Source organism: Stenotrophomonas sp. YJH_SMC_40 (genome assembly GCF_059368615.1).
Genome location: NZ_JCAFRX010000004.1, coordinates 409,868 through 436,206, shown reverse-complemented (window position 1 = coordinate 436,206; position 26,339 = coordinate 409,868). Strand labels below are relative to the sequence as shown.

Annotated in this window: 25 protein-coding genes and 1 tRNA gene; 16 read left to right on the top strand and 10 right to left on the bottom strand. The window is 65.4% G+C overall.

Annotated features, from left to right (window positions below; translation table 11 throughout):
• The first annotated feature begins 119 nt into the window (after positions 1–119).
• The 5 genes from AC5P6X_RS10370 to AC5P6X_RS10350 all read left to right on the top strand — a co-directional run bounded on the left by AC5P6X_RS10370 (position 120) and on the right by AC5P6X_RS10350 (position 3,723).
• Positions 120–764: a hypothetical protein gene (locus AC5P6X_RS10370; protein WP_012480650.1), complete on the top strand. Its 645-nt coding sequence runs from the start codon at positions 120–122 to the stop codon at positions 762–764.
• Between the two features lie 86 nt (positions 765–850).
• Positions 851–1,120, top strand: a complete 270-nt coding sequence (locus tag AC5P6X_RS10365; RefSeq protein ID WP_005410135.1) for a hypothetical protein — start codon at positions 851–853, stop codon at positions 1,118–1,120.
• A 125-nt stretch (positions 1,121–1,245) separates the two neighbouring features.
• On the top strand, positions 1,246–1,491 hold the full coding sequence (locus tag AC5P6X_RS10360; RefSeq protein WP_024958240.1) for a hypothetical protein: 246 nt from the start codon (positions 1,246–1,248) through the stop codon (positions 1,489–1,491).
• A gap of 97 nt (positions 1,492–1,588) precedes the next feature.
• Positions 1,589–1,837 carry a hypothetical protein gene (locus AC5P6X_RS10355; RefSeq protein WP_049449074.1) on the top strand — a complete coding sequence of 83 codons (249 nt, stop codon included), beginning with the start codon at positions 1,589–1,591 and terminating at the stop codon, positions 1,835–1,837.
• Between the two features lie 182 nt (positions 1,838–2,019).
• Complete coding sequence (locus AC5P6X_RS10350) at positions 2,020–3,723, top strand: ATP-binding protein (protein WP_099605540.1); 1,704 nt, start codon at positions 2,020–2,022, stop codon at positions 3,721–3,723.
• 8 nt (positions 3,724–3,731) lie between these two features.
• Here the strand turns inward: AC5P6X_RS10350 and AC5P6X_RS10345 are convergent, their stop codons facing one another.
• Entirely contained in the window at positions 3,732–5,255 is a 1,524-nt protein-coding gene (locus AC5P6X_RS10345) for an FAD-dependent monooxygenase (RefSeq protein ID WP_108270205.1), read from the bottom strand.
• Between the two features lie 82 nt (positions 5,256–5,337).
• Here AC5P6X_RS10345 and AC5P6X_RS10340 point away from each other — a divergent pair, with 82 nt between their 5' ends.
• The 3 genes from AC5P6X_RS10340 to AC5P6X_RS10330 all read left to right on the top strand — a co-directional run bounded on the left by AC5P6X_RS10340 (position 5,338) and on the right by AC5P6X_RS10330 (position 8,556).
• Positions 5,338–5,982, top strand: coding sequence for a TetR/AcrR family transcriptional regulator (locus AC5P6X_RS10340; RefSeq protein WP_005413851.1), 645 nt, complete (start codon positions 5,338–5,340; stop codon positions 5,980–5,982).
• A 73-nt stretch (positions 5,983–6,055) separates the two neighbouring features.
• Positions 6,056–8,197 (top strand): TonB-dependent siderophore receptor, encoded by a 2,142-nt coding sequence (locus tag AC5P6X_RS10335; RefSeq protein ID WP_099605538.1) that lies wholly within the window; start codon positions 6,056–6,058, stop codon positions 8,195–8,197.
• Positions 8,198–8,358: 161 nt separating this feature from the next.
• Entirely contained in the window at positions 8,359–8,556 is a 198-nt protein-coding gene (locus AC5P6X_RS10330; RefSeq protein ID WP_005410142.1) for a hypothetical protein, read from the top strand.
• A 110-nt stretch (positions 8,557–8,666) separates the two neighbouring features.
• On the opposite strand, the gene AC5P6X_RS10325 is transcribed toward AC5P6X_RS10330, so the two are convergent.
• The 3 genes from AC5P6X_RS10325 to AC5P6X_RS10315 form a co-directional block, all read right to left on the bottom strand.
• Positions 8,667–9,989, bottom strand: a complete 1,323-nt coding sequence (locus AC5P6X_RS10325; protein WP_049449068.1) for a Smlt3024 family type IV secretion system effector — start codon at positions 9,987–9,989, stop codon at positions 8,667–8,669.
• Between the two features lie 31 nt (positions 9,990–10,020).
• Entirely contained in the window at positions 10,021–10,884 is an 864-nt protein-coding gene (locus tag AC5P6X_RS10320) for a Smlt3025 familytype IV secretion system inhibitor (protein ID WP_099605537.1), read from the bottom strand.
• Positions 10,885–11,033: 149 nt separating this feature from the next.
• Complete coding sequence (locus tag AC5P6X_RS10315; RefSeq protein ID WP_049449066.1) at positions 11,034–11,381, bottom strand: winged helix-turn-helix transcriptional regulator; 348 nt, start codon at positions 11,379–11,381, stop codon at positions 11,034–11,036.
• A gap of 101 nt (positions 11,382–11,482) precedes the next feature.
• On the opposite strand from AC5P6X_RS10315, the gene acuI reads away from it, so the two are divergent.
• The 3 genes from acuI to AC5P6X_RS10300 all read left to right on the top strand — a co-directional run bounded on the left by acuI (position 11,483) and on the right by AC5P6X_RS10300 (position 15,794).
• Positions 11,483–12,472 (top strand): acrylyl-CoA reductase (NADPH), encoded by a 990-nt coding sequence (gene acuI, locus AC5P6X_RS10310; protein WP_099605536.1) that lies wholly within the window; start codon positions 11,483–11,485, stop codon positions 12,470–12,472.
• Between the two features lie 146 nt (positions 12,473–12,618).
• Positions 12,619–12,939 (top strand): hypothetical protein, encoded by a 321-nt coding sequence (locus tag AC5P6X_RS10305; protein WP_005410147.1) that lies wholly within the window; start codon positions 12,619–12,621, stop codon positions 12,937–12,939.
• Positions 12,940–13,046: 107 nt separating this feature from the next.
• Positions 13,047–15,794: a UvrD-helicase domain-containing protein gene (locus AC5P6X_RS10300; RefSeq protein WP_099605535.1), complete on the top strand. Its 2,748-nt coding sequence runs from the start codon at positions 13,047–13,049 to the stop codon at positions 15,792–15,794.
• A 95-nt stretch (positions 15,795–15,889) separates the two neighbouring features.
• Here AC5P6X_RS10300 and AC5P6X_RS10295 read toward each other — a convergent pair.
• Positions 15,890–15,979 (bottom strand) — tRNA-Ser (locus AC5P6X_RS10295).
• A gap of 124 nt (positions 15,980–16,103) precedes the next feature.
• On the opposite strand from AC5P6X_RS10295, the gene AC5P6X_RS10290 reads away from it, so the two are divergent.
• Complete coding sequence (locus AC5P6X_RS10290; protein ID WP_099605164.1) at positions 16,104–17,174, top strand: DUF4241 domain-containing protein; 1,071 nt, start codon at positions 16,104–16,106, stop codon at positions 17,172–17,174.
• 81 nt (positions 17,175–17,255) lie between these two features.
• On the opposite strand, the gene AC5P6X_RS10285 is transcribed toward AC5P6X_RS10290, so the two are convergent.
• Complete coding sequence (locus AC5P6X_RS10285) at positions 17,256–18,248, bottom strand: LysR family transcriptional regulator (RefSeq protein ID WP_005410175.1); 993 nt, start codon at positions 18,246–18,248, stop codon at positions 17,256–17,258.
• 127 nt (positions 18,249–18,375) lie between these two features.
• On the opposite strand from AC5P6X_RS10285, the gene AC5P6X_RS10280 reads away from it, so the two are divergent.
• Complete coding sequence (locus tag AC5P6X_RS10280) at positions 18,376–18,963, top strand: FMN-dependent NADH-azoreductase (protein WP_005413862.1); 588 nt, start codon at positions 18,376–18,378, stop codon at positions 18,961–18,963.
• Between the two features lie 185 nt (positions 18,964–19,148).
• Positions 19,149–19,499 (top strand): SH3 domain-containing protein, encoded by a 351-nt coding sequence (locus tag AC5P6X_RS10275; RefSeq protein ID WP_005413863.1) that lies wholly within the window; start codon positions 19,149–19,151, stop codon positions 19,497–19,499.
• Positions 19,500–19,643: 144 nt separating this feature from the next.
• Here the strand turns inward: AC5P6X_RS10275 and serS are convergent, their stop codons facing one another.
• Positions 19,644–20,924: a serine--tRNA ligase gene (gene serS / locus AC5P6X_RS10270; protein WP_005410178.1), complete on the bottom strand. Its 1,281-nt coding sequence runs from the start codon at positions 20,922–20,924 to the stop codon at positions 19,644–19,646.
• Positions 20,925–21,037: 113 nt separating this feature from the next.
• On the opposite strand from serS, the gene AC5P6X_RS10265 reads away from it, so the two are divergent.
• Both AC5P6X_RS10265 and AC5P6X_RS10260 read left to right on the top strand, forming a co-directional pair.
• Entirely contained in the window at positions 21,038–21,676 is a 639-nt protein-coding gene (locus AC5P6X_RS10265; RefSeq protein WP_010480562.1) for an energy transducer TonB, read from the top strand.
• 119 nt (positions 21,677–21,795) lie between these two features.
• A complete protein-coding gene (locus AC5P6X_RS10260) occupies positions 21,796–22,368 on the top strand; it encodes an energy transducer TonB (protein ID WP_049449052.1) in 573 nt (190 codons plus the stop codon).
• Between the two features lie 174 nt (positions 22,369–22,542).
• On the opposite strand, the gene aroA is transcribed toward AC5P6X_RS10260, so the two are convergent.
• The 3 genes from aroA to serC all read right to left on the bottom strand — a co-directional run bounded on the left by aroA (position 22,543) and on the right by serC (position 26,269).
• The gene (gene aroA / locus AC5P6X_RS10255) at positions 22,543–23,850 is read right to left on the bottom strand and encodes a 3-phosphoshikimate 1-carboxyvinyltransferase (RefSeq protein ID WP_024956387.1); all 1,308 of its coding nucleotides are present in this window, start codon (positions 23,848–23,850) and stop codon (positions 22,543–22,545) included.
• A 76-nt stretch (positions 23,851–23,926) separates the two neighbouring features.
• On the bottom strand, positions 23,927–25,132 hold the full coding sequence (gene pheA / locus AC5P6X_RS10250; protein WP_024956386.1) for a prephenate dehydratase: 1,206 nt from the start codon (positions 25,130–25,132) through the stop codon (positions 23,927–23,929).
• A gap of 51 nt (positions 25,133–25,183) precedes the next feature.
• Positions 25,184–26,269 carry a 3-phosphoserine/phosphohydroxythreonine transaminase gene (gene serC, locus AC5P6X_RS10245; RefSeq protein ID WP_088436586.1) on the bottom strand — a complete coding sequence of 362 codons (1,086 nt, stop codon included), beginning with the start codon at positions 26,267–26,269 and terminating at the stop codon, positions 25,184–25,186.
• Positions 26,270–26,339 lie beyond the last annotated feature (70 nt).

Genomic DNA, 26,339 nt, shown 5'->3' with positions numbered 1-26,339 from the left:
GAAGGCGCACGAGGACTCACACAGGGGTCCAGCAAGGGTGGATTCGAAATAGTTGTATGGACTTCATTGCAACGCGACGCCACGCTTTCTTGCCAGAATGCCGTGATCGAACGCAGTCCATGAAGTCACCCACCGCCCGCTCCCGTCTCCCCGCCCGGCCGCGGAAAATCGGCAGCGAAGTACGCATCTTCAGGCGCTATCACCAGTACGCCATCGTTGCCGCCGGAGCCGGACCACTGGCAATACTCCTGTTTGCCGTCGCACCCGAACTTGGGCCGCTTCCGGCACTGGGCGCGGCAGCGATTTTCACGCTGTCGCCGCTGATCCTCGGCTTCGTTGTCTATTCCCCACAACGGGACCGGGTGGTACTGGAACAGGATCGTCTGGTATTCCAGCACCGTCCTCCTCTCCCGTTCAAGCAGATCCGGTCCTACAACCTGGACGATCATGTCGATCTGATCCTGATCGATGGACCGAGCGTGCTGCTGCAGCGCACGCGGGCATCGATGCATGATTTCCCAACCTTCCGGGACGCACTGGCAGAGGCGCTCGCAGATCGGCCCGCCAACGCTGCCGCGGCTCCGCAACGTCGCCACTTCTTCGGTGCCTGGCCCGCACGCGTTTGGGGTGCGGGCCTGTTGCTGGCGACGGCGGCACTGGTGATCACGGGCGTACTGCATGGCTGGCCGTTGTACAAAGCACCGATCCTTGGGATCGTGCCCGTGGTGGGCATTGGGCTATTGCTGTCGCGCCGCCGTCACTGATCACGCCGTCGGCGAAGTACACATGGCGTGGATGTGTATTCGGGCACAGTACGCGCGCCGCTCACGCTTGGAACCATCCAGCCACCATGCTCCACGCGCCTGCCCCCGCACATCACGATGCCATTGCCCTGCAGGCGGGCGTGCTCGGCAGCGTGTTGGGCGTGGCTCTGTACAAGGCCATCGCGTTGTCGGCGCTGGCGACCGGATCCTTGATCGTGATCGGGCTGTGGCTGCTGGCCTGCGCGCTGCTGGCTGCCTGGGCACTGGCCGCCTGCCTGGCCTGCCTTGCGCTGAGCCGGCGCGTATTCGTGCTGATGCTGGCGCTGAGCATGATCCTGATGATCTGCGTCGCCTGACAGCAGCAGGCGCCGGACTATCGCGCATCTGTTACAAAATAACAAGTGCGGTTGGACGGATTGCTCGTGCCCGGGGTCACGGATTTGAATTCCATGGCCAGCCCGGCACCACCCGAGACCTCCCCATGATCCTGCAGCCCCTGCTTCGCGCCTCCCTCACCGCCTTTGCCCTGGCCACGCTCAGCGCCTGTGCCACGTATGACGACAGCAACATGCACCAGGCCTGCCAGGAGTCGCCGCATCTGAAGGACCTGCCGCCCGAAGTGGCTGCCCGCGAGAGCCGCTGCAACAAGAGCATGGAAGTGTGGTCGAGCGAGCGCAAGGGCAGTGACAGGCCGATCGACCTGAGCGGCAAGAAGAAGGATCTCTGAGCCGCCGGGCATCTTGATCGTTCCAATGCATGCGGATGACCAGCCCGTCACGATCGGGGGGGCAGGATAAGGCCTCCCCATCACGACGACTTTCCCGATGCCGGCCACTGGTCACCCTGTCATCCATGCCTTTGAAGCTGTGTTCGACCTGTCTGGCGGGGTGGAGCGCATTACGGCGCTCACTGTCATCTGCCGGCATTGCTCTGAAACCCGCTCGGCCAGCGAAGACAATCTGGTCCAGCTGCCGGGCGGCGCCTTGTTCCGCTGCGACGGATGCGGCAGTCATCAGGCGGTGAGCCATGCGCGGGTTGCCGATTGGCAGGTGAATTCGCTTCTGGGTGCCTGAGGCTGCAATACGACGGTGCCACGACGCAGGCTGTTGGCGCAGGGATGATGGTGCAGTCAGAGGGCGCCCCGTGAGTCACCTCGTCCGCCGCGCAGGGCCGATGACAGCCAGGGCAAAGGAGCTGTGCAGGGCGCAATGACATCACCTCGGCTAAGCTGCGGCACCTTTCTTCGCGCACGGCCATGCATCCCTTCCCCCTTCCTGTCTCGGCACCCGATCAACTCGCCTACCGACTGCTGCAGGACAGCGACTGGGCCCGTTCCGCCGACGCGATCAACGCTCCTCCCGAACTTCGCGCTCTGCTGGCGATGATCCTGGATTCTCCGGAGCCTCTGTGGATCGCATGGGGCCACGACAACAAGGCGTTCTTCTTCAACGATGCCTACCTGCCGATGCTGGGCGGCAAGCTGCACGGCGCCATGGGCAGCCGATTGGAAGACGTCTGGGCGGACGTCTGGGCCGACGTCGTCGATGCTGTCAACGACGCCTTCGGCGGTACAAGCCGCAGTTTCAAGAACATGCCGTTGATGATGGACCGTGATGGCACGTTGCGCGAGACATTCTGGACGTTCTCCTACTCGCCGCTGCGTGCCGGTTGCGGAGGCGTGGCCGGCATCATCTGCATGGTCAGCGAGCAGACCGAGCGGGTGATCGAACGCGACCGGCACACCCGCCAGGTGGCGGCCATCACCGAGCAGGCACGCGAGGCCCATCTTGAACTGGTACGCGCCCGCGAACAGCTGCGGCAGTCGCAGAAGCTGGAGGCCATCGGCCAGCTGACCGGCGGCGTTGCCCACGACTTCAACAATCTGCTGCAGGTCATCACCGGTTCCGTGGACATGCTGCTGCATACCTGGCCGGCCGAAGATGCGCGCCTGCGCTATGTACAGGCGATCGAAACCGCCGCTGACCGCGCCACTCGCCTGACCGCCCAGCTTCTGGCGTTCTCGCGCAGGCAGAGCCTGTCGCCGCAGGTATTCGACCTCTGCGAGAGCGTACGCGCGCTTTCAGACATCATCACCACAGTGCTGGGTGCACGCATCTCCGTGTCGGTGAACCTGCCCGACGCCCCGTTGCCGGTGCTGCTGGACCGGACCCAGCTCGACACCGCACTGATCAACATCGCGGTGAACGCGCGCGACGCCATTGACGGCCACGGCAAGGTGACGATCGATGTGGAACAGCTGACATCGGTGCCTTCCGTACGGTTCGCGGCGCCGATGAAAGGCAACTTCGCTGCGATCAGCGTCAGCGACACCGGTGCCGGTATCGATCCGTCCGTGGTGGACCGGATCTTCGAGCCATTCTTCACCACCAAGGGAGTGGGCGCGGGCACCGGGCTTGGCCTCAGCCAGGTGTTCGGCTTCGTCAAGCAGTCCGAGGGCGAAGTGGACGTACAGAGCCAGGCCGGTGTCGGTACGCGCTTCACGCTGTATCTGCCGCTGGCGCAGGCAAACGCCTCCATCGAGCTGCCGACCGCGCAACCGGGATTGCTGCATGGTCACGGATTGTGCGTACTGGTGGTGGAAGACAATGTGGATGTGGCCGAATTTGCAGTCGGTGCGCTGCGCGAGCTTGAGTACAACGTCGTACTCGCGCGCAATGCCGACGAAGCACTGGCGGAGCTCGAGCGCGACGCTGCGCGTTTCCACGTGGTGTTCAGCGACGTGGTCATGCCCGGGACCAATGGGCTGGATCTGGCCCGCACCATCCGCAGCCGCCTGCCCGATCTTCCGATCATTCTCACCAGTGGCTATAGCGAACTGCTGGCCCGCGATCCAGGCCACGGTTTCACGCTGCTGCGCAAGCCCTACTCACTGAAGCAGCTGGCCTTGGTGATGACCGAGGCCAGCTGTCGCTCGCAGACGATGGTGACTGCGCATTAGCGGGCAGATCACCGGGTCGGACCGGCCCAGGAAGCAAGCGCTGAATCGAGGCCGGACATATCCCCCCGTGTGCCACAGGCCCAGACAACGATGCCATCCGGGCGCACCAGCACCGCCCCCAGGCCCGACGCCACATCCCCGGTATCTGCGGCGCAGGCGATGGAAGGCTGCCAGCGTTGGCCATGCTGCGGCGGCGAAGACGCCGGGTCGAAAAAAAGCAGCGCCCCCTGCCCCGCTCTCAGCAGTTCGCCCAGGCGGCGGCCATCGACCAACCGGAAGTCCGGCGCGCTCCTGCCGACCAGCGGGTGGTCTCCGTCAAGATCCAGCTGCTGCGAAACACCCCAGATCCGCTCGGCCAGATACGTGGCCCCATCGCGGGTGCCGGCCAGGTCGGCCATGATCGCTGCCAGTGCGCGCGAACCGGGCCCGGGTCGCATCAGCGCAACCTGCGCGCGCGACCAGTCCAGCACCTTGGCGCCCACCGGGTGGCGCTCAGCCTGATAGCTGTCCAGCAGCGCCTCATCGGCCTTGCCCCGCGCCACGGCGGCCAGCTTCCAACCGAGGTTCATCGCATCGCCGATGCCGAGGTTCAGTCCCTGGCCGCCCAACGGCGAATGCATGTGCGCGGCATCACCCGCCAACAGCACACGTCCGCTGCGATAGGCCGTCGCCTGGCGCGCAGCATCGGTCCATGTCGTGGCCAGGTGCAATGCAGTGATCGTTGCCCCGCGGCCAGACACCCGCCGCAGCAACGCTTGCGCGGTGTGCCGGTCCAGTGGCGTGCGATGGCCGGCGCCACCATCGAAATCGGCCAGCGCCAGCATGCCTGGCGGGTTGAAATTGCACATCCCGTGATCGGTGAACTGTCGGCCTGGTGTGAGTACACACCCATCTGCCAGTTCGACCAGCAGCGTGTAACCGGTGAACTCTGGCCCGGTTCCAGCGAAGAGGAAGCCCGATTGTTTGCGTACCGTGCTGCGGGCCCCATCACAACCGACCAGCCAGCGGCCGTGGACCCTGCCGGAGCCGGTGTGCACGGCAACCTGCGCCTCGTGCGCATCCACCGCCTGTACCGCACGCCCGCATTCGATGCGCACGCCCAGCGCAGTCGCACGTTCGGCAAACACCACTTCCAGGGCCTGCAGCTCCACCGCCATCTGGGTGCCCGCCGGTGTCGGCAGGCGCCAGCTCCAGCGCGCCTGGTCCACATCGTCCAGTGCAAATGGAATACCCGCGAAGTGCCCACCCAGCGCACGCGGCTGCGCCAGCCAATGGGCGGTGCCGGGCGGCGGCGCGCCCTTGTCGGGCTTGAGCACCTGCGTCGCGGCGACCGCGTCCAACAGGCCGCGCCGATCCAGTGCCTCCAGCGTGGGGGCGTTAAGGCCGCGCAGCCCGAATGGCAGGCGCTTCAACGGCGAACCGGCGGACCCGGCCTGTTCCAGCACCAGCACCGAACACCCGGCCAGGGCCAGTTCGCAGGACAGGAACAGGCCAACCGGGCCAGCACCGGCAATGACGACGTCGTACAGCATCGAGATTCCTTGTGAGCGCCGGGTCGGCGCTCTGGCGGATCAAATGTTACACTCGGTGTACGTTTTCACAAGTGAACCGCCCATGACCCCGCCTCCTGGCCGCCGCGAACAACGCAAGGCCGTGACCAGACAAACGATTTCGGACGTCGCCACCGAGCTGATCATCCGGCGCGGCTTCGAGGCCGTCTCCATGTCCGAGATCGCCGAAGCCGCGGGCGTCTCACGCAAGACGGTCTTCAACTACTTCGCCAGCAAGGAAGACCTGGTGTTCGACCGGGATGAGGAGGCGCGCACGCTGCTGCGCGAGGGCATGATGGCGCGCAGCGGCCTGACCCCGCTCGCGGCCTTCCAGTCGCTCGTTCGTGAGTTGCTGGAGGCTGGCCATCCGCTGCTGCGCATCAATGCCGGCGCTGTCGCCTTCTGGGGCACCGTGGCGGAGAGCCCGGTACTGGTCGCGCACGCGCGACGGCTGCAGGCGCAGTTGACTGACGATCTGGCGCGATTGATGGCCCACGCTGTCGGCCGGCCCGAACATGACGCCGAAGCGCGACTGGGCGCGGCCATGCTGCTGGCGTCGATGGTGGCGGCCTATGAGAAAGGACTGGCAAGCCAGCTGCAGGGCGAGGACCCGCGTGAGGCCATGCGGCAGCTGATCGTGCGCGGTGCCACCGGGGTACTGGTGGCCTTGGCGGGCACCCCGTATACGGACCCCGGCGCGCGTCCATAGCGCATCCGGGGAATAGGCGTCGAAGTATCGCAAATGCTAATCTTTCTCATTTGCAGACACGTGACCCTCTCCAATGCCCCTGCCCATGCCCCTGCAACGCACCTTGTGCCTGGCACTGACCCTGCACGTGGCGACCCTTGCGCATGCAGCTGAGTCCTCCGCTGCCGCACCCAGGGATCTGGACAAGGTCGAAGTCCGCGGACGCGCACAGACACTGTATCGGGTAGACGATGCCGCGGTCGGCACCCGCACCGATACGCCCCTGGAGCTGGTCCCACAGTCGATCCAGGTCATCCCGCGTGAACTGATCGACGACCAGGCCGCGCGTCAGGTGACCGACCTCTATCGCAGCATCAGCGGCATCAGCTATTTCAGCTATGCCGGGGTGACCCTGCGCGGCTTCCGCCAGGAGAACGTGCTGTATGACGGCCTGCGCGGCGACCCGTACGCAGGATTTTCGGTGCCGCAGCTGTTCAACATCGAGCGCGTGGAAGTGCTGAAGGGGCCGGCAGGCGCGCTGTATGGCGGGGGTGATGCGGGCGGTGTCATCAACTACGTGACCCGCAAGCCGAAAGCCAGCGCCGAACGCCGCATCGAGGTCCAGCTCGGCGACAAGGACTTCCGTGCCGGATCGATCGAGGGTACCGGCCCGTCGAATGCCGCCGGCAGCGTACGCTATCGCGCCGGGCTCTATGCCGACAGTGAACAGGGCGTGCGCTGGAATACCGACAGCGAGAGCGTGATCGGCGACGCCTCGCTGGCCTTCGACGTTGGCCAGACCGGCGAGCTGGTGCTGCAGTTCACCGACATCACCCAGAACCTTGGCGGCAACCGCCTGCGTGGCGTGCCGGTCAACGATGCAGGCACGTTCCTGACCGACCGCCGCTGGAACCACAACGAGGCCAGTGATTTCCTCGACATGCGCGCCAAGGTGGCGCTGGCGCAGTACCGCTTCGCGCCGCTCGACTCTCTGGACCTGGACTTCGCCGCCCGCTGGTTCAGCAACAACGAACACCAGATGTACCACGAGCCGATGGGCCTGATCGATCGTGACCGCGATGGCGTGGCCGAGTGGATGACCCGCCAGCTGCGCAACCAGATACGCGACAACGAAGCATTCACTGCCAACGGCAATGCCGTCTGGCGGGTGGCCACCGGCACGGTTGAGCACAAGGTGCTGTTCGGCGCCGATGTGTACCAGCTGGATGCGGATTTCACCGCACAGACCGCGAACAGCGCTGACCTTGCGCGTGGCGCCGGGCCGGTGCGCGGCATCGACCTGTTCAATCCCGTGTACGGCGCCAGTACCTGGCACGACTACAACCTGGCGGCCCTGCCCTGGCGCAGCACATCCACCCGCAGCAAGCGCCATGGCGGCTACCTGCAGGACGAACTGGTACTGGGCCCGCGCTGGCATTTGCTGGCCGGGGTGCGCTGGGATGGCTTCAAGGATGAGGATCGCATCACTGGCAACAGTGTGGATGGCAACGATCTCAGCTGGCGGCTGGGCAGCACGTTCACCGTGCGCGAGGGCCTGAACGTCTACGCCAACGTCGCCAGTGGTTTCGTGCCGCAGAGTGCCGCCAACCAGAACCCGGCCGCTGGCGGACCGTTCGATGCCGAGCGCAGCAAGCAGTGGGAAGTAGGCATGAAGTCGCTGCTGGCCGACCGTGTGGCCTTGAACATGGCGGCCTACCGGATCGACCGCAGCAACATCGTGCAGGCCACCGGCGAGGTGATCGGTGGCGTGAACCAGTTGGCCGCGCTGGGCCTGGTACGCAGCACCGGCATGGAGCTTGACCTGCTGGCCGACCTCAGCGAGCGCTGGGTGCTGAATCTGACGTACGCCTACAACGATGCGCGGGTGAAGGACGCCGGACCGAATGGCATCACCAACGCCTCAGGCGACCGATTCGCCAATGCGCCGCGCAACAAGCTGGGGTTGTGGACGCGTTATGACCTGCCGGCGATCAACTCCGCCATCGGCTTTGGCGCGGATCACGTCGGCGAACGCGTCAGCCTGGATGGGCAGACGGTCAAGGCCTACACCGTGTTCGACGTGAGCTGGAAGACCACGTGGAGGCAGTGGCAGTTCCAGGCCAACGTCAAGAACCTGTTCGACAAGGTGTACGCGGCCAGTGGCTTCATTGAACGCAACGGGCATTTCCCCGGAGATCCACGGCGGGTGTATGTGCAGGCGGCCTACAGCTTCTGACCGGAAGCACGTGTAGCGCTGATCCACTGCCGGCAAGCAGATCGTTGCCTGGCACTGGTCCACGCGTGTCCGAAACCGTCGGCACTTCCAGTCACTTGTGCACGATCTCCTCCGCCTGTAGCGTTGCCGTTGCCCAAGGAGGGCTATCAACGGAGTGAAGCATGAAGATTGGATTCAAGCTGTCTGTTGCTATTGCGGCTGCTGCACTGACCCTGGGAATCGGCAGTGCCTCCGCGCAGTCCCGCTGTACCCCTTGCTACACCGCGTATGACGCGTGCCTGGCGGCGGGTAATGGCGAGAAGGTCTGTTACCCGGCGTTTGCTCGTTGCCTGCGGAACAGCGGCTGCACCATCCCGTAAGCCACGCACTGCCGTGATGCGTGCCGGCCCCCATTTCGGGGGCTGGCATTGGCTGGCAGGCGCTGCGCCTTACTACTGAAAAGGTTCCATACGCGACTGGCGGTGTGATTTCATCCCATCCGCATCGCATGGTTCTCGCGCGCCTGCACATCAATTTCCTGCTGGCGTTGCCCGGCAGTCTGCTGGCGATCCAGGTCGACCGCTTTCATCTGCTGCAACGACTGCGCAACCGGCGTCTGTACTGCTATATCCGTGGGCATTGAAGCGCGCAGGTGGGCGGGGTCGGTCATCTCGCCCTGCACCACGAACACGTTCCGCCCTGCGGGAGCGTCGGCCGTCTGGGCGCTCAGCAGCACGTGATCGGCGCGTTCAAGCTGGTTGCGGCGGGCCAAGGCCATCACGCTCGCCACAAGACGCTCGCTGTTCTCATCGTGGGTACGCCCCGCGCTGGCATCGATCGCGGCCACGCCTTCGCGCACCTGCTGCAGCAATGTGTACTCACGGTGGCCAGGACCAATGTCGGCCAGACGGGTCGGCGCCTGTGAGGGATCCGGCACGTCGTCCACGGCTGCGGTAAGCGGGCTGCGGGTAATGGTCCGATATGGGTCGTCCGGGTGGAACTGGGTTCGCTTCTCCAGGCGCTCCAGACGAACCTCGCGCGCGTCGTTGAGTTCGGCGATACGTGAGGGATCGGTGATCTCGCGCAGCGACATGTGACCGCCGCCCGCACTGATGCTGGCCCATTTCCTGTCCGCCTCGAAGTACATCGCGTAGTAGCTGTTGCCACCGATGACGTTCGGATCGACCGCCGAGCGCCCTTCCAGGGCCTGGGTGGCTTCCAGCACGCTCAACCGGGTGAGGTACTGGCCGCCTTTCGTCCATCCCATCTGGCTGATGGCATCGACGCTGGTGTTGCCTACACGCGGGCCTCCGGCGTAGTCATTGTTGAGCATGTTGGTCCAGATCTGTTCCAGCTTCGCGGGGCCGCTCTTCTGCTCAGCCGCCTGCAGCAACACGCGCGGCGTCCAGCAATTGGGATCGAGTTCATGCCGTTCAAATGCACGGTCGTGAGCCAGCATTACATCCTTGCCGGGAAGATTCAGTGCCAGGTCTGGGCGGCGCTCGTTCATCCACTGCTGCCGCAACTCAAGATCTCTTTCTAGCAGTGTCTGCCCAAAGGACTCCCATTGCCGTTCGGTCAACTGTGCATTTGGAAACCGAGATCCCTCTTCCTGCTGGCTCTTCGCGTAGTTCTGTGCATAAGTGTTCGCGACGCGTCCCGGCAGGCTGTCATTGCGTACAACACCCAGTGCCAGTGTCCCGTATCCATCGGCTCCCGGCAGTTGCGACAGGTAGTTCCAGTAAAGCTCGCGGTTGCCGTCTCTGGCATAGCTGCCAAGGACGCTCAGATCTCGCTCGGTCAATCCACTCATACCCTACCCCTTCTCTTCCTTGAATCACCGATCACTTGGACCGGGTGCGCGCGATGACGTCCCTGACGGCCTCTTCCATGCGCTTCCAGTCCTTCAGAAACGCTCTCTTGTAGTCCAGGCTGACGGACAGCTTGTTGTCGATGTCCACGAAGTAATGAACGCAGCCCGCTGCCACTTCCCCGGGCTCACTGATCACCTCGCGCCCCTCCAGCCGCACGCCGTCGCGTCGGAATTCCTCGCCGTCACATTTGATGAACGAGCTGATCCGACCATCGCCCTGGCGTGCGATGTACCAGTCTCTCTCGTAGGCGGGATTGCGGACAGGCGGCTTCCCGTACCGCGCCTCATACTTCTTCGCGTACACCACCATCTTCGCTTCATCGATTGCATAGGGCGTCAGGCCCAAGGTCTGCGGCTTTGCAACGCGTTGATCGAGACGGTCCCTGGGATCCTCCCTTTCCACAGAGCCCTCCTCCGTGATGGCTTCATTTGACGACAGCCTTGAAAGCAGTGTTTCGACGGGAACGCGATCGACGTAGTTGATCCGAATGGCAATCTCCTTCCGGAAATCATTCGTACGCGGATTCGCCCGCGCACCCGGCGCCGTCGGCTTCATGTCCGGCCACTCGATGACCAGCGTCACGCCCTCGCCCGGCCACGGTGCGATCTGGCTGTCCAGGTAGTTGGCCGGAATGCGGAAAGTGTTCGGCCCGAGCTTCACGTCCACGGGCGCATCGGTATAGGTGTGGCCGTTGATCGTGCGGCCGGTCTGGGTTGCGCCGGACATGGCGGGATTCCTTTCGTGTTCGTTGGACGGTGGCCGCGCACAGGCGCCGGCACTCACTGCAACGGCAAGTGCAAGCGTCAGACACCGGCTGGGGGACATCACGTGCATGGGCATTCCATTGCAGGGTTCCAGCGCCACTATAGGCAACCGGCCGTCCACGGAACAGGAACCGCATCGCAGCCCTTCATGAAACCAGGCTGCGCGCCACATGCGCTGCCTGCAGTACTGCGGATACTGCTTCGGCACTACTCCAGGTCTCAGCCGTCGCTGTCCGTGCCTTTATGGCCGCGATAGGTTTCACCCCACTCGCGCATGGCAAGCAGCACCGGCACCAGCGTGCGGCCGAATTCGGAAAGCTCGTACTCCACCTTCGGCGGCACTTCCGGGTACACGTGGCGGATCACCACCCCGTCAGCCTCCAGTTCCCGCAGCTGGCTGGTCAGCATGGACTGGGTGGCGTTGGGCACACGCCGGGTCAGCTCCATGAAACGTCGCTTGCCTGTCATCAGGTGAAACAGAATGATCGGCTTCCACACGCCGCCCATCACCGACAGCGTGACTTCCACGGCACAACCGCTCTTGCCATCCCAACGCCTGCTGCGCATGCATACTCCGGAAAACCATAGTACCTACGGAAATTCATCGTTCTTGTTGCGATAACGGTGCGAGCCTAGCATGGCCCCATTCCTTGAATGTGAGGCCCAGCATGACGTTCAAAGCACTGCTCACCCGCAAGACGAACAACCAGGTTTCGACCGAGCTGGTCGATTTTGATGAAGCCGATCTGATGGACGGCGACGTTCTGGTGGACGTCGAGTACTCCACGCTGAACTACAAGGATGCGCTCGCCCTGACCGGCAAGAGTCCGGTCATCCGGACGTTCCCGCTCATTCCCGGCATCGATCTGGCAGGTGTGGTGCTGGAATCCAGCAGAGCCGACTTCCAGCCAGGCGACCGCGTTGTGCTCAATGGCTGGGACCTGAGCATGGGACATCACGGCGGGCTGGCCCAGCGCGCGCGCGTACGGGGCGAATGGCTCAACCGGATTCCCGGCAACTTCAGCACCCGCGACGCCATGGCCATCGGTACCGCAGGCTATACCGCCATGCTGTGCGTACTGGCCCTCGAACATGCGGGGCTGACGCCCGAAAAGGGCGATGTGCTGGTGACCGGCGCCAACGGTGGCGTCGGTTCGATCGCGGTGGCGATCCTCTCAAAGCTGGGCTATCGCGTGGTGGCCGCCACCGGGCGCCCGGAACACGCCGGGTACCTGCACAGCCTGGGCGCCGCCGAGATCATCGATCGCGCGCAGCTTTCAGAACCGCGCGAGCGGCCGGTGAGCGCCGAACGCTGGGCCGGGGTGGTGGATGTGGCCGGTGGCCCTACCCTCGTCAACGCCATTGCCGAGACGAAATACCGAGGCGCCGTGGCCGCCTGCGGGCTGGCGCAGAGTGATGAGCTGCATGGCTCGGTGCTGCCCTTCATTCTCCGCAACGTGACGCTTGCCGGTGTGGATTCGGTGAATGCGCCGCAGGACATCCGACAGCGCGCGTGGGACCGGCTTGCCACCGACCTGGATCCGCAGAAGCTCGAAAGTACCGTGCAGTTGATCGGGCTTGCCGAGGTGCTGGACGTCTACGACCAGATCATCCCGGGCAAGGTGCGTGGGCGGATTGTGGTGAATGTGAATGCGTGAGGAGATAGTCTGGATCAACTGCATCTGATGCAGCTTCCATGCTGCGGCGAATGGTGAACATGCAGTGAAACGACGCGGGCGGTGGTGTCCCCAAGCCACTGCCGCTCGCATACGCTCGGGTTCCCATCGCTGCCTGGACACCCGACATGCCAATGACCGCGTTCGCACTTGCCGCTGCGCTTTCGGGCCTGCCCGACATCACCTGGGAGCGCGAGCGCGCCGAGGATGCGCACCAGCTCATGCTGTGCCAGATCCATCGCGATGCGCTGAAGCAGAACGAGGGCAAGGACGATGCCTATCCGCGTGCCAAAGCGGTCTGCGACCTGCTGGCACGCGAGTACAAGGACAAGTGGGATTTCGATGCGCAGGATGCCCTGGCCGCTTCGGCGGTGGATCTGGACGAGCTGATCCGACGCGGTGATGTGGTGGAAGTACCGCCGACGAAGCAGGATCGCGCCTACGAGTGATGGCGTGCCCGCGGGCAAGGCCGCACGCATCTTCAAGGGCCCTTATCATGTGGGCCTGGGGGCGCTGTACGCCCCACTGAGGCTTGCGGGGCAGTATCTGGATGTCTATGGAATGGCGCCCTTCGGGCTGGGGCCGACGCGTGACCCGTTCGCCCCATTGGTCGCTGCGGCTTGATGGCGAGTACGTTGAACTCAGTGTCTCCGGCCAGCAGTACCGGCTGCGCGTGGATGATGATCAGCAGGTGCAGGTCCATCGAGGGGTCTTCTGGTCACGGGTCGAACTGCAGACCGGCGATGCTGCCGGGCTGTGCGTGGACGGGCTCCCCAACGGACCAGCGTCCCGGCTTGCGGGGGCCCTGCAGCACCTGCTCTTTGCGCGAACCACGCGTGGACGCAAGGCCCTGTTCGACACGATTCTGGAGCAGATCCAGTCCTGGTTGAGCGACGCGGATGCCCTCATCGATCGTGGCGGTGCCGGCCGCCGCTGGATCACCCATGAGCAGCAGCAGGCGCTGCTGGCGAAGCGCTCAGACCTGCCCCTGCAGCCGCCTGAGCTGGAGCAGCTGTTCCGCGATGAAGACGTGCATGAAGATCTGCATGCGGACAGCCATCGCGCAGCGCTGGACGCCCTGCGCGACTGGAACCTGGATTGGCCCGCTGCCTGGGCCGAAGCCAATGAGGCCATTACCCTGCGCGAGCTGGTGTTGGCCAGGGGCTTCCTGGGCCGGGTCGAGAGCAAGCCGCTGACAGAGGAACAGGCCCGCGCCGTCATCTGCTTCGACAATCGGGTGCAGGTCGTGGCCGCGGCCGGCTCCGGCAAGACCTCCACGATGGTCGCCAAGGCCGCTTATGCCATTGACCGCGGCTTTGTCGAACCCGAACGCATCGTGATGCTCGCCTTCAACAAGGATGCCGCCAAGGAACTGGAGGAGCGTGCGCAGCGAACCTTCGATCGACTCGGCATGGGCAACACAGTGGTTGAGGCCCGGACCTTCCACGCCCTGGGCTTGGCCATCATCGCCAAGGCCACCGGCCGCAAGCCCGACATCCCCGAATGGGCCATTGACGCCACGCTGGGCTTCAACAAGCTGGCCGAACTGGTGGACGACCTGAAGGATCGCTCGACCCACTTCCGCACCCAGTGGGACATGTTCCGCCTGGTGTTCGGGCGCGACCTGCCGGCATTCGGCGCGGAAATGGAGGCCGATGGCTACGAACGCGATGGCACGCCCTACATCCGCACCCTGCAGGGTGAGCGGGTGAAGAGCCTGGAAGAATGCGTGATCGCCGACTGGCTGTTCTACAACGGCGTGACGTACGACTACGAGCGACGCTACGAGTTCGATACTGCGACAGACACCCACTGCCAGTATCGCCCCAACTTCTATTACCCGCACGCCGGGCTGTATCACGAGCACTTCTCGCTGGATGCGGATGGCCAGGCGCCAGAGCAGCTTCCCGACTACGCCGAAGGTATGCATTGGAAGCGTCAACAGCATGCGGCACGAGGCACCGCCCTTGTTGAAACCACCTCGTTTGGTCTGCGCAGTGGATACGCCCTGCGGGATATGGCGGAGAGGCTTGGCGACTCCGGTGTCGAACTCGACCCCAACCCCGACCGCGAGCTGCCCGAGCAGGGCGCAAAGCCCATGCCGGACGCTGACCTGATCGGCTTGATGCGCACCTTCATTGCCCATGCCAAGAGCAACTGCCTGACGCTGGATGATATGGCGGAGCGCCTGCGACAGATGCCCGAAGACCAGTTCAAGGAACGGCATCGGCGCTTCCTGGAAATCGCCAGCCCTGTTTTCCAGGCCTGGGACAACGCACTGGCTGACGAGCACGGCATCGATTTCGAAGACATGCTCAACATGGCGGCCGGACTGCTGGAACAGGGCCGCTATGAATCGCCCTACGAACTGGTGATGGCCGACGAATTCCAGGATGCCTCGCGCGCCCGCGCCCGGCTCTGCCGTGCCCTGGTCAGCCGCCCCGGCCGCTATCTGTTTGCGGTGGGCGATGACTGGCAATCGATCAATCGTTTCGCCGGTGCCGACGTTTCGGTGATGACCGGATTCCGCGAGTGGATGGGCCATGGCCAGGTGCTGAAACTGGAGCAGACATTCCGCTGCCCCCAGGCGCTCTGCGATGCGTCCAGCCGTTTCGTCAGCCGGAATCCAGCGCAGATTGCCAAGGCGGTTCGTTCTGCCGCACCGGCAATGGGGCCAGTGCTGCAAGCGTTCCAGATGAATCGTCGCGAGGAGCTGCAGGATGGCATTCGCCAGTACCTCGCCAAGCTGCATAAGCAGTTGCTGTCCGGGGCAGTGCCGCAAGGGCGCAAGGGACGCGTGACGGTCTTCATCCTGGGCCGCTACCGCGCGGACCGCAGCGCGATGCCTTCGGATTGGAAGACAGTCTTCGGCAGCACGATGGACGTGGAGTTCCTCACGGTCCATCGGTCGAAGGGACGCGAGGCGGACTATGTTGTTCTGCCAGGCATGGTCAACCGCAGCTTCCCGAGCCTGCGCTCGGATGACCCGGTGCTTTCCCTGGCAATGCCGGAGGGTGATACCTACCCGCTGAGCGAAGAGCGGCGGTTGTTCTATGTCGCGCTGACGCGTGCGCGACGCTCGGTGGCCATGTTCACCCTACAGGGGAAGCGTTCGCCGTTCCTGGACGAGCTGGTGAAGGACAGAGCAGTGGAAGTGACCGCGATTTCAGGCGCAGCCATCCACGAAGAGCGCTGTCCGGTGTGCAAGGTCGGCGTGTTCGTGGACCGGATGGGGCCGCATGGGGCGTTCCGGTCGTGCTCGAGTTACCCGTTGTGCCATAACAAACCGAAGGGTGGGCGTTAGGAATGGGGCCGTGGTATCTCTTGCAACCCGCTGTGCGGGCGTTCAAGTGGACCTTGTCCGAAATGCAAAACGCCCCTTCCGGGGCGTTCGCGTTCTGGCGGAGAGAGTGGGATTCGAACCCACGGAAGGTTTAACCCTTCGCCGGTTTTCAAGACCGGTGCCTTAAACCGCTCGGCCATCTCTCCAATCGGGTCCCGGTCGCCCGGGCAGCAGCGTATTCTCGCACGTGAAGGGCATTTGCCCAAGACCACCTTGCCCCTGCCCTCCGCATCCGGCACGGTGGGGGCCTTCACCGCACTCGGAGCCGCCATGGCCCATCTCGATCTGGCCAACCTGCGCACCACCCTGCTGGACGACACCCAGCTGGCCGCAATGGCCCTGCATCGCACTTTCGCCGGGCACCTGCCGGTCAGCAGCGGGCATCTGGTGGTCTGCGATCCGCTGGTCCAGGCCGAGGCGCCCGCGCTGGCCGACTACACCGCCCCGCTGGGCCGGCATCCGGTCGAAGTCATCGTGCACAGCGGCCGCCCGGCGTTGGCCGTGGTCTGGTTCAAGCCCCGCGAAGCCCTCAGCGCAACCGCCCTGCACTGGCAGATGGCGCGCTGGACCACGCAGGATCTGACCGGCCTGGATGAAGACAGCTTCATTGGCTATCCGGTCGACGCTGGTATCGGCTGCTTCATGGATACAGACACCCAGCGGGCGCTGCTGGCCCTGATCGAACAGGCCGATGGCGACGAAGACAACGCGTGGTCGGATGCGCTGATCGACCATGACGGCCTGGATGAAGGCGCCGAGTACCGTCCCTGGGGCGAGGACTCACCGCATGGCCTGGTCGTATTCACCAGCGGCTGGGGCGACGGTGTCTATCCCAGCTACTGGGGGCTGGATACGTCCGGCATTCCGGTCGCTCTGGTCACCGATTTCCTGTGCATCCAGCGCGGTGATGGGCGCGACGAGCGCGAGATCGCCGACCAGGCCTATCGCGACAGCCTTCCGCCTGAAGAGGCTGAAGCGCTGGCACGGCTTGTAGCGGCCGTGGACCACGATGACCCGGATGCGCTGCGAGAGCTGCTGAAGGTTGCGCCACAGCGCGCCAACCAGATTGAGCCCGGATGCGGTGGCACCGCCCTGTTCGAGGCGATCCGTCTGGACCGCCCAGAGGCGTTGCGGGTACTGCTGCAGGGCGGCGCCTTGCCGGCCATGCCCGAGCGCCTGCACATGAGCAAGGTGACCAGCTATCTGGACTACGCGCGCTTCCTGAAGAAGCCGCGCAGCGCGGAACTGATGGCGGTGCTGGAAGCGCCGGTCATTGCCGAGCCCACACCGGCCGCACCCCCGCGGCGCAGCTTCTGGGACCGGCTGTTCGGGCGGAACTAATCGGCGCCAGAAAGCAGCAACGCCGGGCATGGCCCGGCGCTACCGTTTCACAGATCGGCGGTGCAGTTGCGGGTAGGTACCTCAGCCCGCGTCCACCGCCAACGCGCCCAGCGCACTGGCCTTGATCCGCTCCTTGGCCTTTTCACAGGCACCACCGCAATCCAGGCGCGAGGCCTCCAGTTGCGGCGGCAGATGTTCGGCCAGGAAGTCGATGAACACGCGCACCGCCGGCAGCAGGCCGCGGCGCGAGGCGAACACGGCATGGCACACGCCCTGCGGCAGCGACCAGTCCGGCAGCACCACTTCCAGCTCGCCGTTGCGCACGGCGTCGGCGCACACGGTTTCCGGCAGCATGGTGATGCCGAAACCGTCCTTCACCATGCTCTGCAGCAGCGGGAAGTCGAAGCCGGCCACGCGCGGCTGCAGGTCGACCCGGCGCACTTCGCCTTCCGGCCCGTGCAGCTCCCAGCGTTGGCGGGCTTCGTCTTCGCTGATGCTGAGGGTGACGTGCTGGGTCAATTCTTCCGGATCCTTCGGCCGGCCAGCGCGGTCCAGGTACTTCGGGCTGGCCACCAGCAATTCCTGCACCTGGCCGAAGCTGCGCATCACCAGGCTGCCGTCATCGTCCAGGCGCGAACGCACGCGCAGGGCCACGTCGTAGCCTTCGTTGATGATGTCCACGCGGCGGTTGCTGATGTTCAGCTGCAGGCGCACCTTCGGGTACTGCTCAAGGAACTTGGGCAGCAGCTTGGGCAGCTGCATCTGCGCCAGTGACACCGGCACGCTGGCGCGCACCACGCCGCGCGGCTCCGCGCTCAGGCGGTCCACCACTTCGCGGGCGGCCTGGGCCTCGGCCAGCATCGTCTGCGCATGGCGGTGCACGCTGGTGCCGACATCGGTGACCGCGAAACGGCGCGTGGAGCGCTGCAGCAGGCGCACGCCCAGGTCGGTTTCCAGCTGGCTGATGCGGCGGCTCAGTCGCGACTTGGGAATACCCAGTGCGCGCTCGGCGGCGGCAAATCCGCCGTGGTCGACCACCATCGCGAAGTAGTACAGATCATTCAGGTCATGCATGCCCGAGTTCCATATCTAGAACAATACGTGGCATTCAATCACCTTTATTCCGTCTTTGCAACAACCTATCGTTCTCTCCGTCGGCGGGGCCACCCCGCCCCTTCCCTCCAGAACATAGGTGACTGCCATGAAGCTTCTGCATCTCGACGCCAGCGTGCTTGGCGACAATTCCGTCTCGCGCCAGCTGTCGGCCGCCGTGGTTGCCCGCTTCACGGGCCAGATCGATGGCCTGCAGGTCGATTATCGCGATCTTGACGCCAATCCGGTACCGCATCTGCGCAGCAGCTCGCTGGCCAGGACCGATGCCGCCGAGGCGACCGATGCTGAACAGGTGATGCAGCAGTTCCTGGAGGCTGACATCGTGGTGATCGGCGCGCCGATGTACAACTTCAGCATTCCTTCCACGCTGAAGGCCTGGATCGACCGCGTGGCCGTGGCCGGCCGCACCTTCAAGTACACCGAGAACGGCCCGGTGGGCCTGGCCGGTGGCAAGCGGGTGATCATCGCCAGCAGCCGCGGCGGCATCTACACCGACTCGCCGGCCGACTTCCAGGAACCGTTCCTGCGCCAGGTGTTCGCCTTCATGGGCATCAACGAGGTCGAGTTCGTGCGCGCCGAGGGCATCGCCTACTCGCCGCAGCACCGCGAAGACGCGATTGCCGGTGCACTGGCAGCCCTGCCGTCGCACGAAGTGGTCGAAGCCGTCGCTGCATAAGCGTTCCAGCGTTCGGCGCCGCTCTCTCCTCGTCGAGGCGCTGAACGCGGGCCGTGGATCCCCTCCCCCATCCCGGCCCACCCTGGCGGCCCCGCTTTGCGGGGCCGCATTTTTGCATCAGTAGATCCACGCCATGCGTGGATCGGTGCCATGCGCGGCGCTCACCAGCACGTTAGGCTGGGGCCATGAACTACATCGTGACCACTGCGCACCGCAGCGAATTTCCGCACCCGATCACCCTGCGCCGCGGCCAGGCGCTGGTAGTGGGCGAACGCTATGAAGGCCCGGAGGGCTGGGATGACTGGTTCCTGTGCGAGGCCGAGGGGCAGCACCCCGGTTTCGTCCCGGCGCCGGTGATCGGTCGCGACGCGCAGGGTGGCGCGTTTGCCACGGAGGACTACTGCGCGCGGGAACTGGATGTGGATCCCGGACAGCTGCTGCGTGGGCAGCGCACGCTCAATGGCTGGGCGTGGTGCGTGCCGGAGGCCGGCGACCCGGGATGGGTGCCGTTGGAGAAGGTGCGGGTTGTGGAGTGATCACGGCGGTTCATCCACGCATGGCGTGGATACGGTGCCATGCAAGCATGACACCCACCAGAGACACAGCGGTGCCATGCAAGCATGGCACCCACCCGAGCCGCAGCAGTGCCATGCAAGCATGGCACCCGCCCGATCAGGGAATCAGGCGATGGTTTCCAGGCCGCCCATGTACGGGCGCAGGGCTTCCGGCACGGTGATGCTGCCGTCGGCGTTCTGGTAGTTCTCCATCACCGCGATCATCGCGCGGCCGACGGCCACGCCCGAGCCGTTCAGGGTGTGCGCCAGTTCCGGCTTGCCGGTGGCCGGGTTGCGCCAGCGCGCCTGCATGCGGCGGGCCTGGAAGTCACCACAGTTCGAGCACGAGGAGATCTCGCGGTAGGTCTCCTGCGACGGCAGCCAGACTTCCAGATCGTAGGTCTTCACCGCCGAGAAGCCCATGTCGCCGGTGCACAGCAGCACCTTGCGGTACGGCAGGCCCAGCTTTTCCAGCACCACTTCGGCGCAGCGGGTCATGCGCTGGTGTTCGGCATCGCTGTCTTCCGGGCGGCTGATCGAAACCAGCTCGACCTTCTCGAACTGGTGCTGGCGGATCATGCCGCGCACGTCGCGACCACCGCTGCCGGCCTCGGCACGGAAGCACATCGAGTGGGCGGTCATGCGCAACGGCAGACGTTCGGCATCGACGATCTCGTCGCGCACGATGTTCGTCAGCGGTACTTCCGAGGTCGGGATCAGGTAGCGCGTGGAATCGCCCACGGCCGTCTTGAACAGGTCGTCCTCGAACTTCGGCAGCTGGCTGGTGCCGCGCAGCGAATCGGCGTTGACCAGCAGCGGCACGTTGGTTTCCTCATAGCCGTGCTCGCCGGTGTGCAGGTCGACCATGAACTGGGCCAGCGCACGGTGCAGGCGCGCGATCGGGCCGCGCAGCACGGTGAAGCGCGAGCCGGACAGCTTGGCGGCGGTCTCGCCGTCCAGCCAGCCGTTGCGGGCGCCCAGTTCGACGTGGTCGAGCACCTTGAAATCGAACTGGCGCGGGGTTCCCCAGCGCGACTGCTCGACGTTGTCGTTCTCGTCGGCACCGGCCGGCACGTCATCGGCCGGCAGGTTCGGGATGCCCATCGAGATCGCTTCGATCTTCTCGCGCAGCTCGTCCAGCGCCACTTCCGAGGCCTTCAGCTCGTCGGCGAAGGCTGCGACCTCGGCCATGATGGCCGAGACGTCCTCGCCCTTGGCCTTGGCCTGGCCGATGGCTTTGGAACGGCTGTTGCGCAGGCTCTGCAGCTCCTGGGTCCGCACCTGGATGCGCTTGCGATCAGCCTCCAGGGACTCCAGGGCAGACACGTCGAGCTCGAAGCCACGGCTGGTGCGCAGGCGTTCGGCGAGGTCGGCGGGCTGGTGGCGGAGCAGGGCTGGATCAAGCATGGCAGGTGTCGTGGTGGGTATCAGGGATGGGATTATCGCTTGTTATACGGATTTCTGCCGCCCGGTTCATTCCCGCCGTGGCAGAATCGAGCCATTCCGTACTGGTCCGGTCCATGTCTGCACCCCGCTCGTCGTCCGCCAAGTCGTTCACTGTGCATATCCCGCGCAACGCCCTGAAGATCGCCGGCATCGCCTTCGGCGTGGGCGTACTGCTGTTCGTGCTGGTCTGGCTGACCGGTCGCGACAAGGAGTTCTTCCGCGCCGATCCTGCCGCCCAGACGCCGCAGGAAACCGCCCAGATCGAGCCCCTGCCGGAGCCGTTGGCTGCTGCGGCCGGTTCCAGCGACATGCCCGATGCCAAGCCGGCCCCGGTGGAGGAAGAAGCACCAAAGCTGGTCGAAACAGCCCCACCGCCGCCTGCCCCCATCGCTGAAGCAGCCCCGGCCGCACCGGGCCCTGCGCCGGCGGCCACCGGCAACAGCCAGCCGATGCCGATTGCCGGCCAGTCGCCGCCACCCGCCTACCCGGCTGCCGCGCTTCGCGCTGGCGAGACCGGCACCGTGGTGGTGCGGGTGGACGTGGACGCCACCGGCTATCCAAACAACGCTACGGTGATCCAGCGCAGCGGTTCACGCGAGCTCGACCGTGCCGCCACGGACGCCGTGCGCCGCTGGCGCTTCACGCCGGCGCAGAGCAACGGCCAGGCCGTCCCCGGCAGCATTGAAGTGCCGTTCGACTTCAAGACGCAGTAACTGAACGCTTCCCGGCAGGCAAACTGAACCCTGCCGGTGGCGTTGACGCAACGCTGACACTTCTCGTCCGTGGCTCGGGCAACACTGCCCACGTCGTCCATTGACGGAAGGAGTTAGCGATGACTGCCACCACCCACGAAGACCTTCATTCGCCGCATCTGCAGGAGGATTCCAGCCTGCAGCACAAACCCACTTCGCCCTGGATGTGGATCGCGCTGATCGTGGCGATGTTTGCTGCCGCCCTGCTCTGGCTGCGTCATTCAAACCAGGAAGACGTGGCACCGGCACCGGTCGGTGAGCGCATGCTTCCAGCCCCCGAGCAGGCAGCGGTGACGGATGCAGCGGCCCCTGCCGCGCGCCAGGCAGCCCCGGCTACTGCTTCGCGGAAGGCCGCGCCGGTAGTGCGCAATCGTGAGGCCCGCCCGCTGGCCAGCAACCGCATGCCCACCTACCCCGCCGCTGCGCTGCGTAGTGGCGTGCAGGGCAGCGTGATCGCCAGCCTGAGTGTCGATACCCGCGGCAACGTCGCCAATGCCGCGATCGTTTCGCGCAGCGGCGAGCGCAGTCGCGATCTGGACCGCGCAGTGCTGAGCACCGTGCAGAACTGGAAGTTCCAGCCGGCGATGCACGAAGGCCGTGCCATCGCCAGCGTGGTGCGGGTCCCGGTGGATTTCCGTACCGAGCAGCGTTGATCGCGGACGAGGGGTTCGTGATGTTTAGACGGAGGCTTCGGCCTCCGTCCTTTTATGCGGGAAAGCGTGCCAACCAAGGTTGGCACCTACCGGGAGATGTGTGCGTGCCAACCAAGGTCGGCACCTACCGGGCATTGCGATCCGCCGGGCATGACCCGGCGGATGCAGTGACGATCAGGCCAGGTTGAATCCGGCGCTGCGGGCCAGGCCGTCGAAGTCCGGGAAGGACGTGGCGACGTTGGCGATATCGTTGATGCGCACTTCGCCGTCACTGATCTGGCCGGCAATGGCGAACGCCATGGCGATGCGGTGGTCGCCGTGGCTTTCGATGGTGCCGCTGCCCAGGCGCACGCCACCATGCAGGGTGGCACCGTCTTCAGTTTCGTCCACCTGCATGCCCAGCGCGCGCAGGCCGGTGGCCATCGCTGCGAGACGATCGGATTCCTTCACCCGCAGCTCGGCGGCGCCGGTCACCACGGTCTGGCCTTCTGCAGCAGCTGCCGCCACGAACAGCGCCGGGAACTCGTCGATCATGTCCGGCACCAGTTCTTCCGGAATGCGTGCACCCTTCAGCGGGGCATAGCGCACCACCAGGTCCGCCACCGGTTCACCGCCCTGCTCGGCCGGATTCTCTTCGGTGATGTCGGCACCCATCAGGCGCAGCGCGTGCAGCAGGCCGGTGCGGCGCGGGTTCAGGCCAACCTGCTTCAGGCGCAGCTCGGAGCCCGGGATGATGCTGGCAGCCACCAGATAGAACGCCGCAGACGAGAAGTCGGCCGGCACCACGATATCCGTGGCACGAAGGCGTTGGCCGCCGCGCAGGCGCGCCTTGCCCGGCGAGAATTCGATGTCCACGCCGAACGCGGACAGCATGCGTTCGGTGTAGTCGCGGGTCGGGTGCGGCTCGACAACGCTGGTTTCGCCCTGTGCGTACAGGCCTGCCAGCAACACCGCCGACTTGATCTGCGCGCTGGCCACCGGCGAGGCGAAGTCGATGCCATGCAGCGTCTGGCCGCCATGCACGTGCAGCGGCGGCGTGCCGTCATCCTGGGTGTCGATCTTCGCGCCCATCTGCGACAGCGGGCCGGTGACGCGGCGCATCGGTCGGCCGGACAGCGACTCATCGCCGATGAGCGTGCAGTCGAAGGCCTGGCCTGCCAGCAGGCCGGCCAGCAGGCGCATGCCGGTACCGGCGTTGCCGCAGTCCAGCGGCGCATCCGGCGCCTTCAGGCCGTCGATACCGACGCCGTGCACGATGCGCTGCGACGCGCTGGGGGTTTCGATGCGCACGCCCAGCTGGCTGAAGATGCGCGCGGTAGCGCGGGTGTCTTCGCCTTCCAGGAAGCCTTCGATATGCGAGGTGCCATCGGCCAGCGCGGCGAACATCACCGAGCGGTGCGAGACCGACTTGTCGCCGGGAATGGTCAGGCTGCCCTGCAGCGGCTGGCCCTTGCGGGCGATCCAGTGTTGCGCGTTGCTCATCGTTCGATCATTCCGTAAACGCCGGCAGCGCCGGCGATGCATCAGGGAGCGGCGGCCAGGGCCGCCGCAGCAGCACTCAGGGCACGGCCACCGGATAGGAGCCCAGCACCTTGATCTGCGCCGAGTGCGCTTCCAGTTCGGCCAGTGCGGCCTGCATCGGCGCGTCGTCGATGTGGCCGGCCAGGTCGATGAAGAAGCCGTACTCCCACTTGCCGTGGTGCGACGGCCGCGACTCGATGCGGTTCATGCTGATGCCGTGGCGGGCGAACGGGCTGAGCACGTCGAACAGCGCACCGGGCTTGTCATGGATGAACACCAGCACCGAGGTGCGGTCGTGGCCGGAGGTCGGGAAGATGTTGCGGCCCACCACCAGGAAGCGGGTGGTGTTGTCGGCATCGTTCTGGATCGGCTTGGTGACCACCTTCTTCAGGCCGTACACGTGGCCGGCACTCTCGCCGCCGATGGCCGCCGCGTCGTCGGCGTTGCGCGCACGGCGCGCACCTTCGGCGTTGCTGGATACCGGAATCTTCTCGGCCTTCGGCAGGTTGGCGCGCAGCCACGCCGAGGTCTGCATGAACGACTGCGGGTGTGCGTAGATGCGCTCGATGTCCTCGATGCGGCCGCTGCGCGACATCAGGTACTGCTGCACGCGCAGTTCCACTTCGCCACAGATCTTCAGGTTGGAGGTCAGGAACATGTCCAGGGTGATCTGGATGGTGCCCTGCCCCGAATTCTCCACCGGCACCACACCGAAATCGGCGTTGCCCGCTTCCACTTCCTGGAACACTTCCTCGATGCTGGCCATCGGCAGGCCCAGCGCGGAGCGGCCGAAATGCTTGAGCACCGCCTGCTGGCTGAAGGTGCCTTCCGGGCCGAGGTAGCCGATCTTCAGCGGCTCCTGCTGCGCCAGGCAGGCCGACATAATCTCGCGGTAGACGTGCACCAGCAGTTCATCGCTGAGCGGGCCTTCGTTGCGGTCCACCACCATGCGCAGCACCTGCGCTTCGCGCTCGGGGCGGTAGTAGTCGACGGCAGCAGCCAGCTTGCCCTTGGCCTTGCCGACCTGGTGGGCGAAACGTGCGCGCTCGGCGATCAGGCTCTGGATGTCGCGGTCGATCTGGTCGATCTTCGAACGCACATCGGCCAGCGCCAGCGGCGCCAGGGTGGGCGCCGGGTTCGACGCAGCCTTGGACGTGCTCTTGCCCTTGGCCTTGGTGGAGGCGCTGTCCTTGGCCGGTTCGGCCTTCTTCGGCACCTTCTTGCTGGATTTGCTGCTTGCCATCGGAATTCCCTGTTGCGGGGCACGCACCCGACGGTGCGCGCCGTTCATTGCTCAACCGTGACGCTGCTGGAAATCGGCCATGAAGGCGACCAGCGCCTCGGCCCCGGCCAGCGGCATGGCGTTGTACAGCGAAGCCCGGATGCCGCCGACCACCTTGTGGCCCTTCAGCGCCAGCAGGCCAGCGGCCTTGGCTTCGGCGACGAAGCGGGCGTCGAGTTCGACATCGGGCAGGAAGAACGGAATGTTCATGCGCGAACGGGCCGCATGTGCGACTTCATTGCGGTAGAAGCCGCCGGAGCCGTCGATGGCGCCGTACACCAGCGCGGCCTTGGCGGCGTTGCGCTTGGCGAATTCGGTCACGCCGCCCTCGGCCAGCATCCACTTGAACACGAGGCCGGCCAGATACCAGTTCCAGGTCGGCGGGGTGTTGAGCATCGAATCGCGGGCGACGTGCGAGCGGTAATCGAAGATGTCCGCGCGCGGCTGGCCACTGCGCTCGAGCAGGTCGCGGCGGATGATCATCACCGCGATGCCGACCGGGCCCAGGTTCTTCTGCGCGCCGGCGTAGATCACACCATAACGGCGCACATCCAGCGGTTCGCTGGCGATGGACGAGCTGAAGTCGGCGATCAGCGGGACGTTGCCGGTATCGGGCACATCACGGAATTCGACGCCGTGAATGGTCTCGTTGGCGGTGATGTGCACGTAGGCGGCATCGCGCGACAGCTGCCAGTCGGCACGCGCCGGCAGCTCGCGGTAGCCGTGGGCCTCGCTGCTGGCGGCGATGTTGACGTCGACGTAGACCCCGGCCTGCTTGACCGCGGTCTTGCCCCAGTGACCACTGACCACGTAGTCGGCACGCTGGCCGGGGCTGGCGAAGTTGAGCGGGATCAGCGCCTGCTGGGTGGTGGCGCCACCGGACAGGAACAGCACCGCATAGTCGTCGGGGATGTCGAGCAGGCGACGCAGGTCGGCCTCGGCTTCGGCAGCCACGGACATGAATTCCGCGCCGCGATGGCTCATTTCCACGATCGAAGCGCCGGACCCGTGCCAGTCCAGCATTTCCGCCTGCGCCTGGCGCAGGACCGATTCCGGCAAGGTCGCAGGGCCGGCACTGAAGTTGAACGCGCGCGTCATGTCACACCTGTGGGGCAAGACCCCTAGTATGCCGCAGTGCACCAGCCTTGCGGCCTTGTGGCGCAAGGGA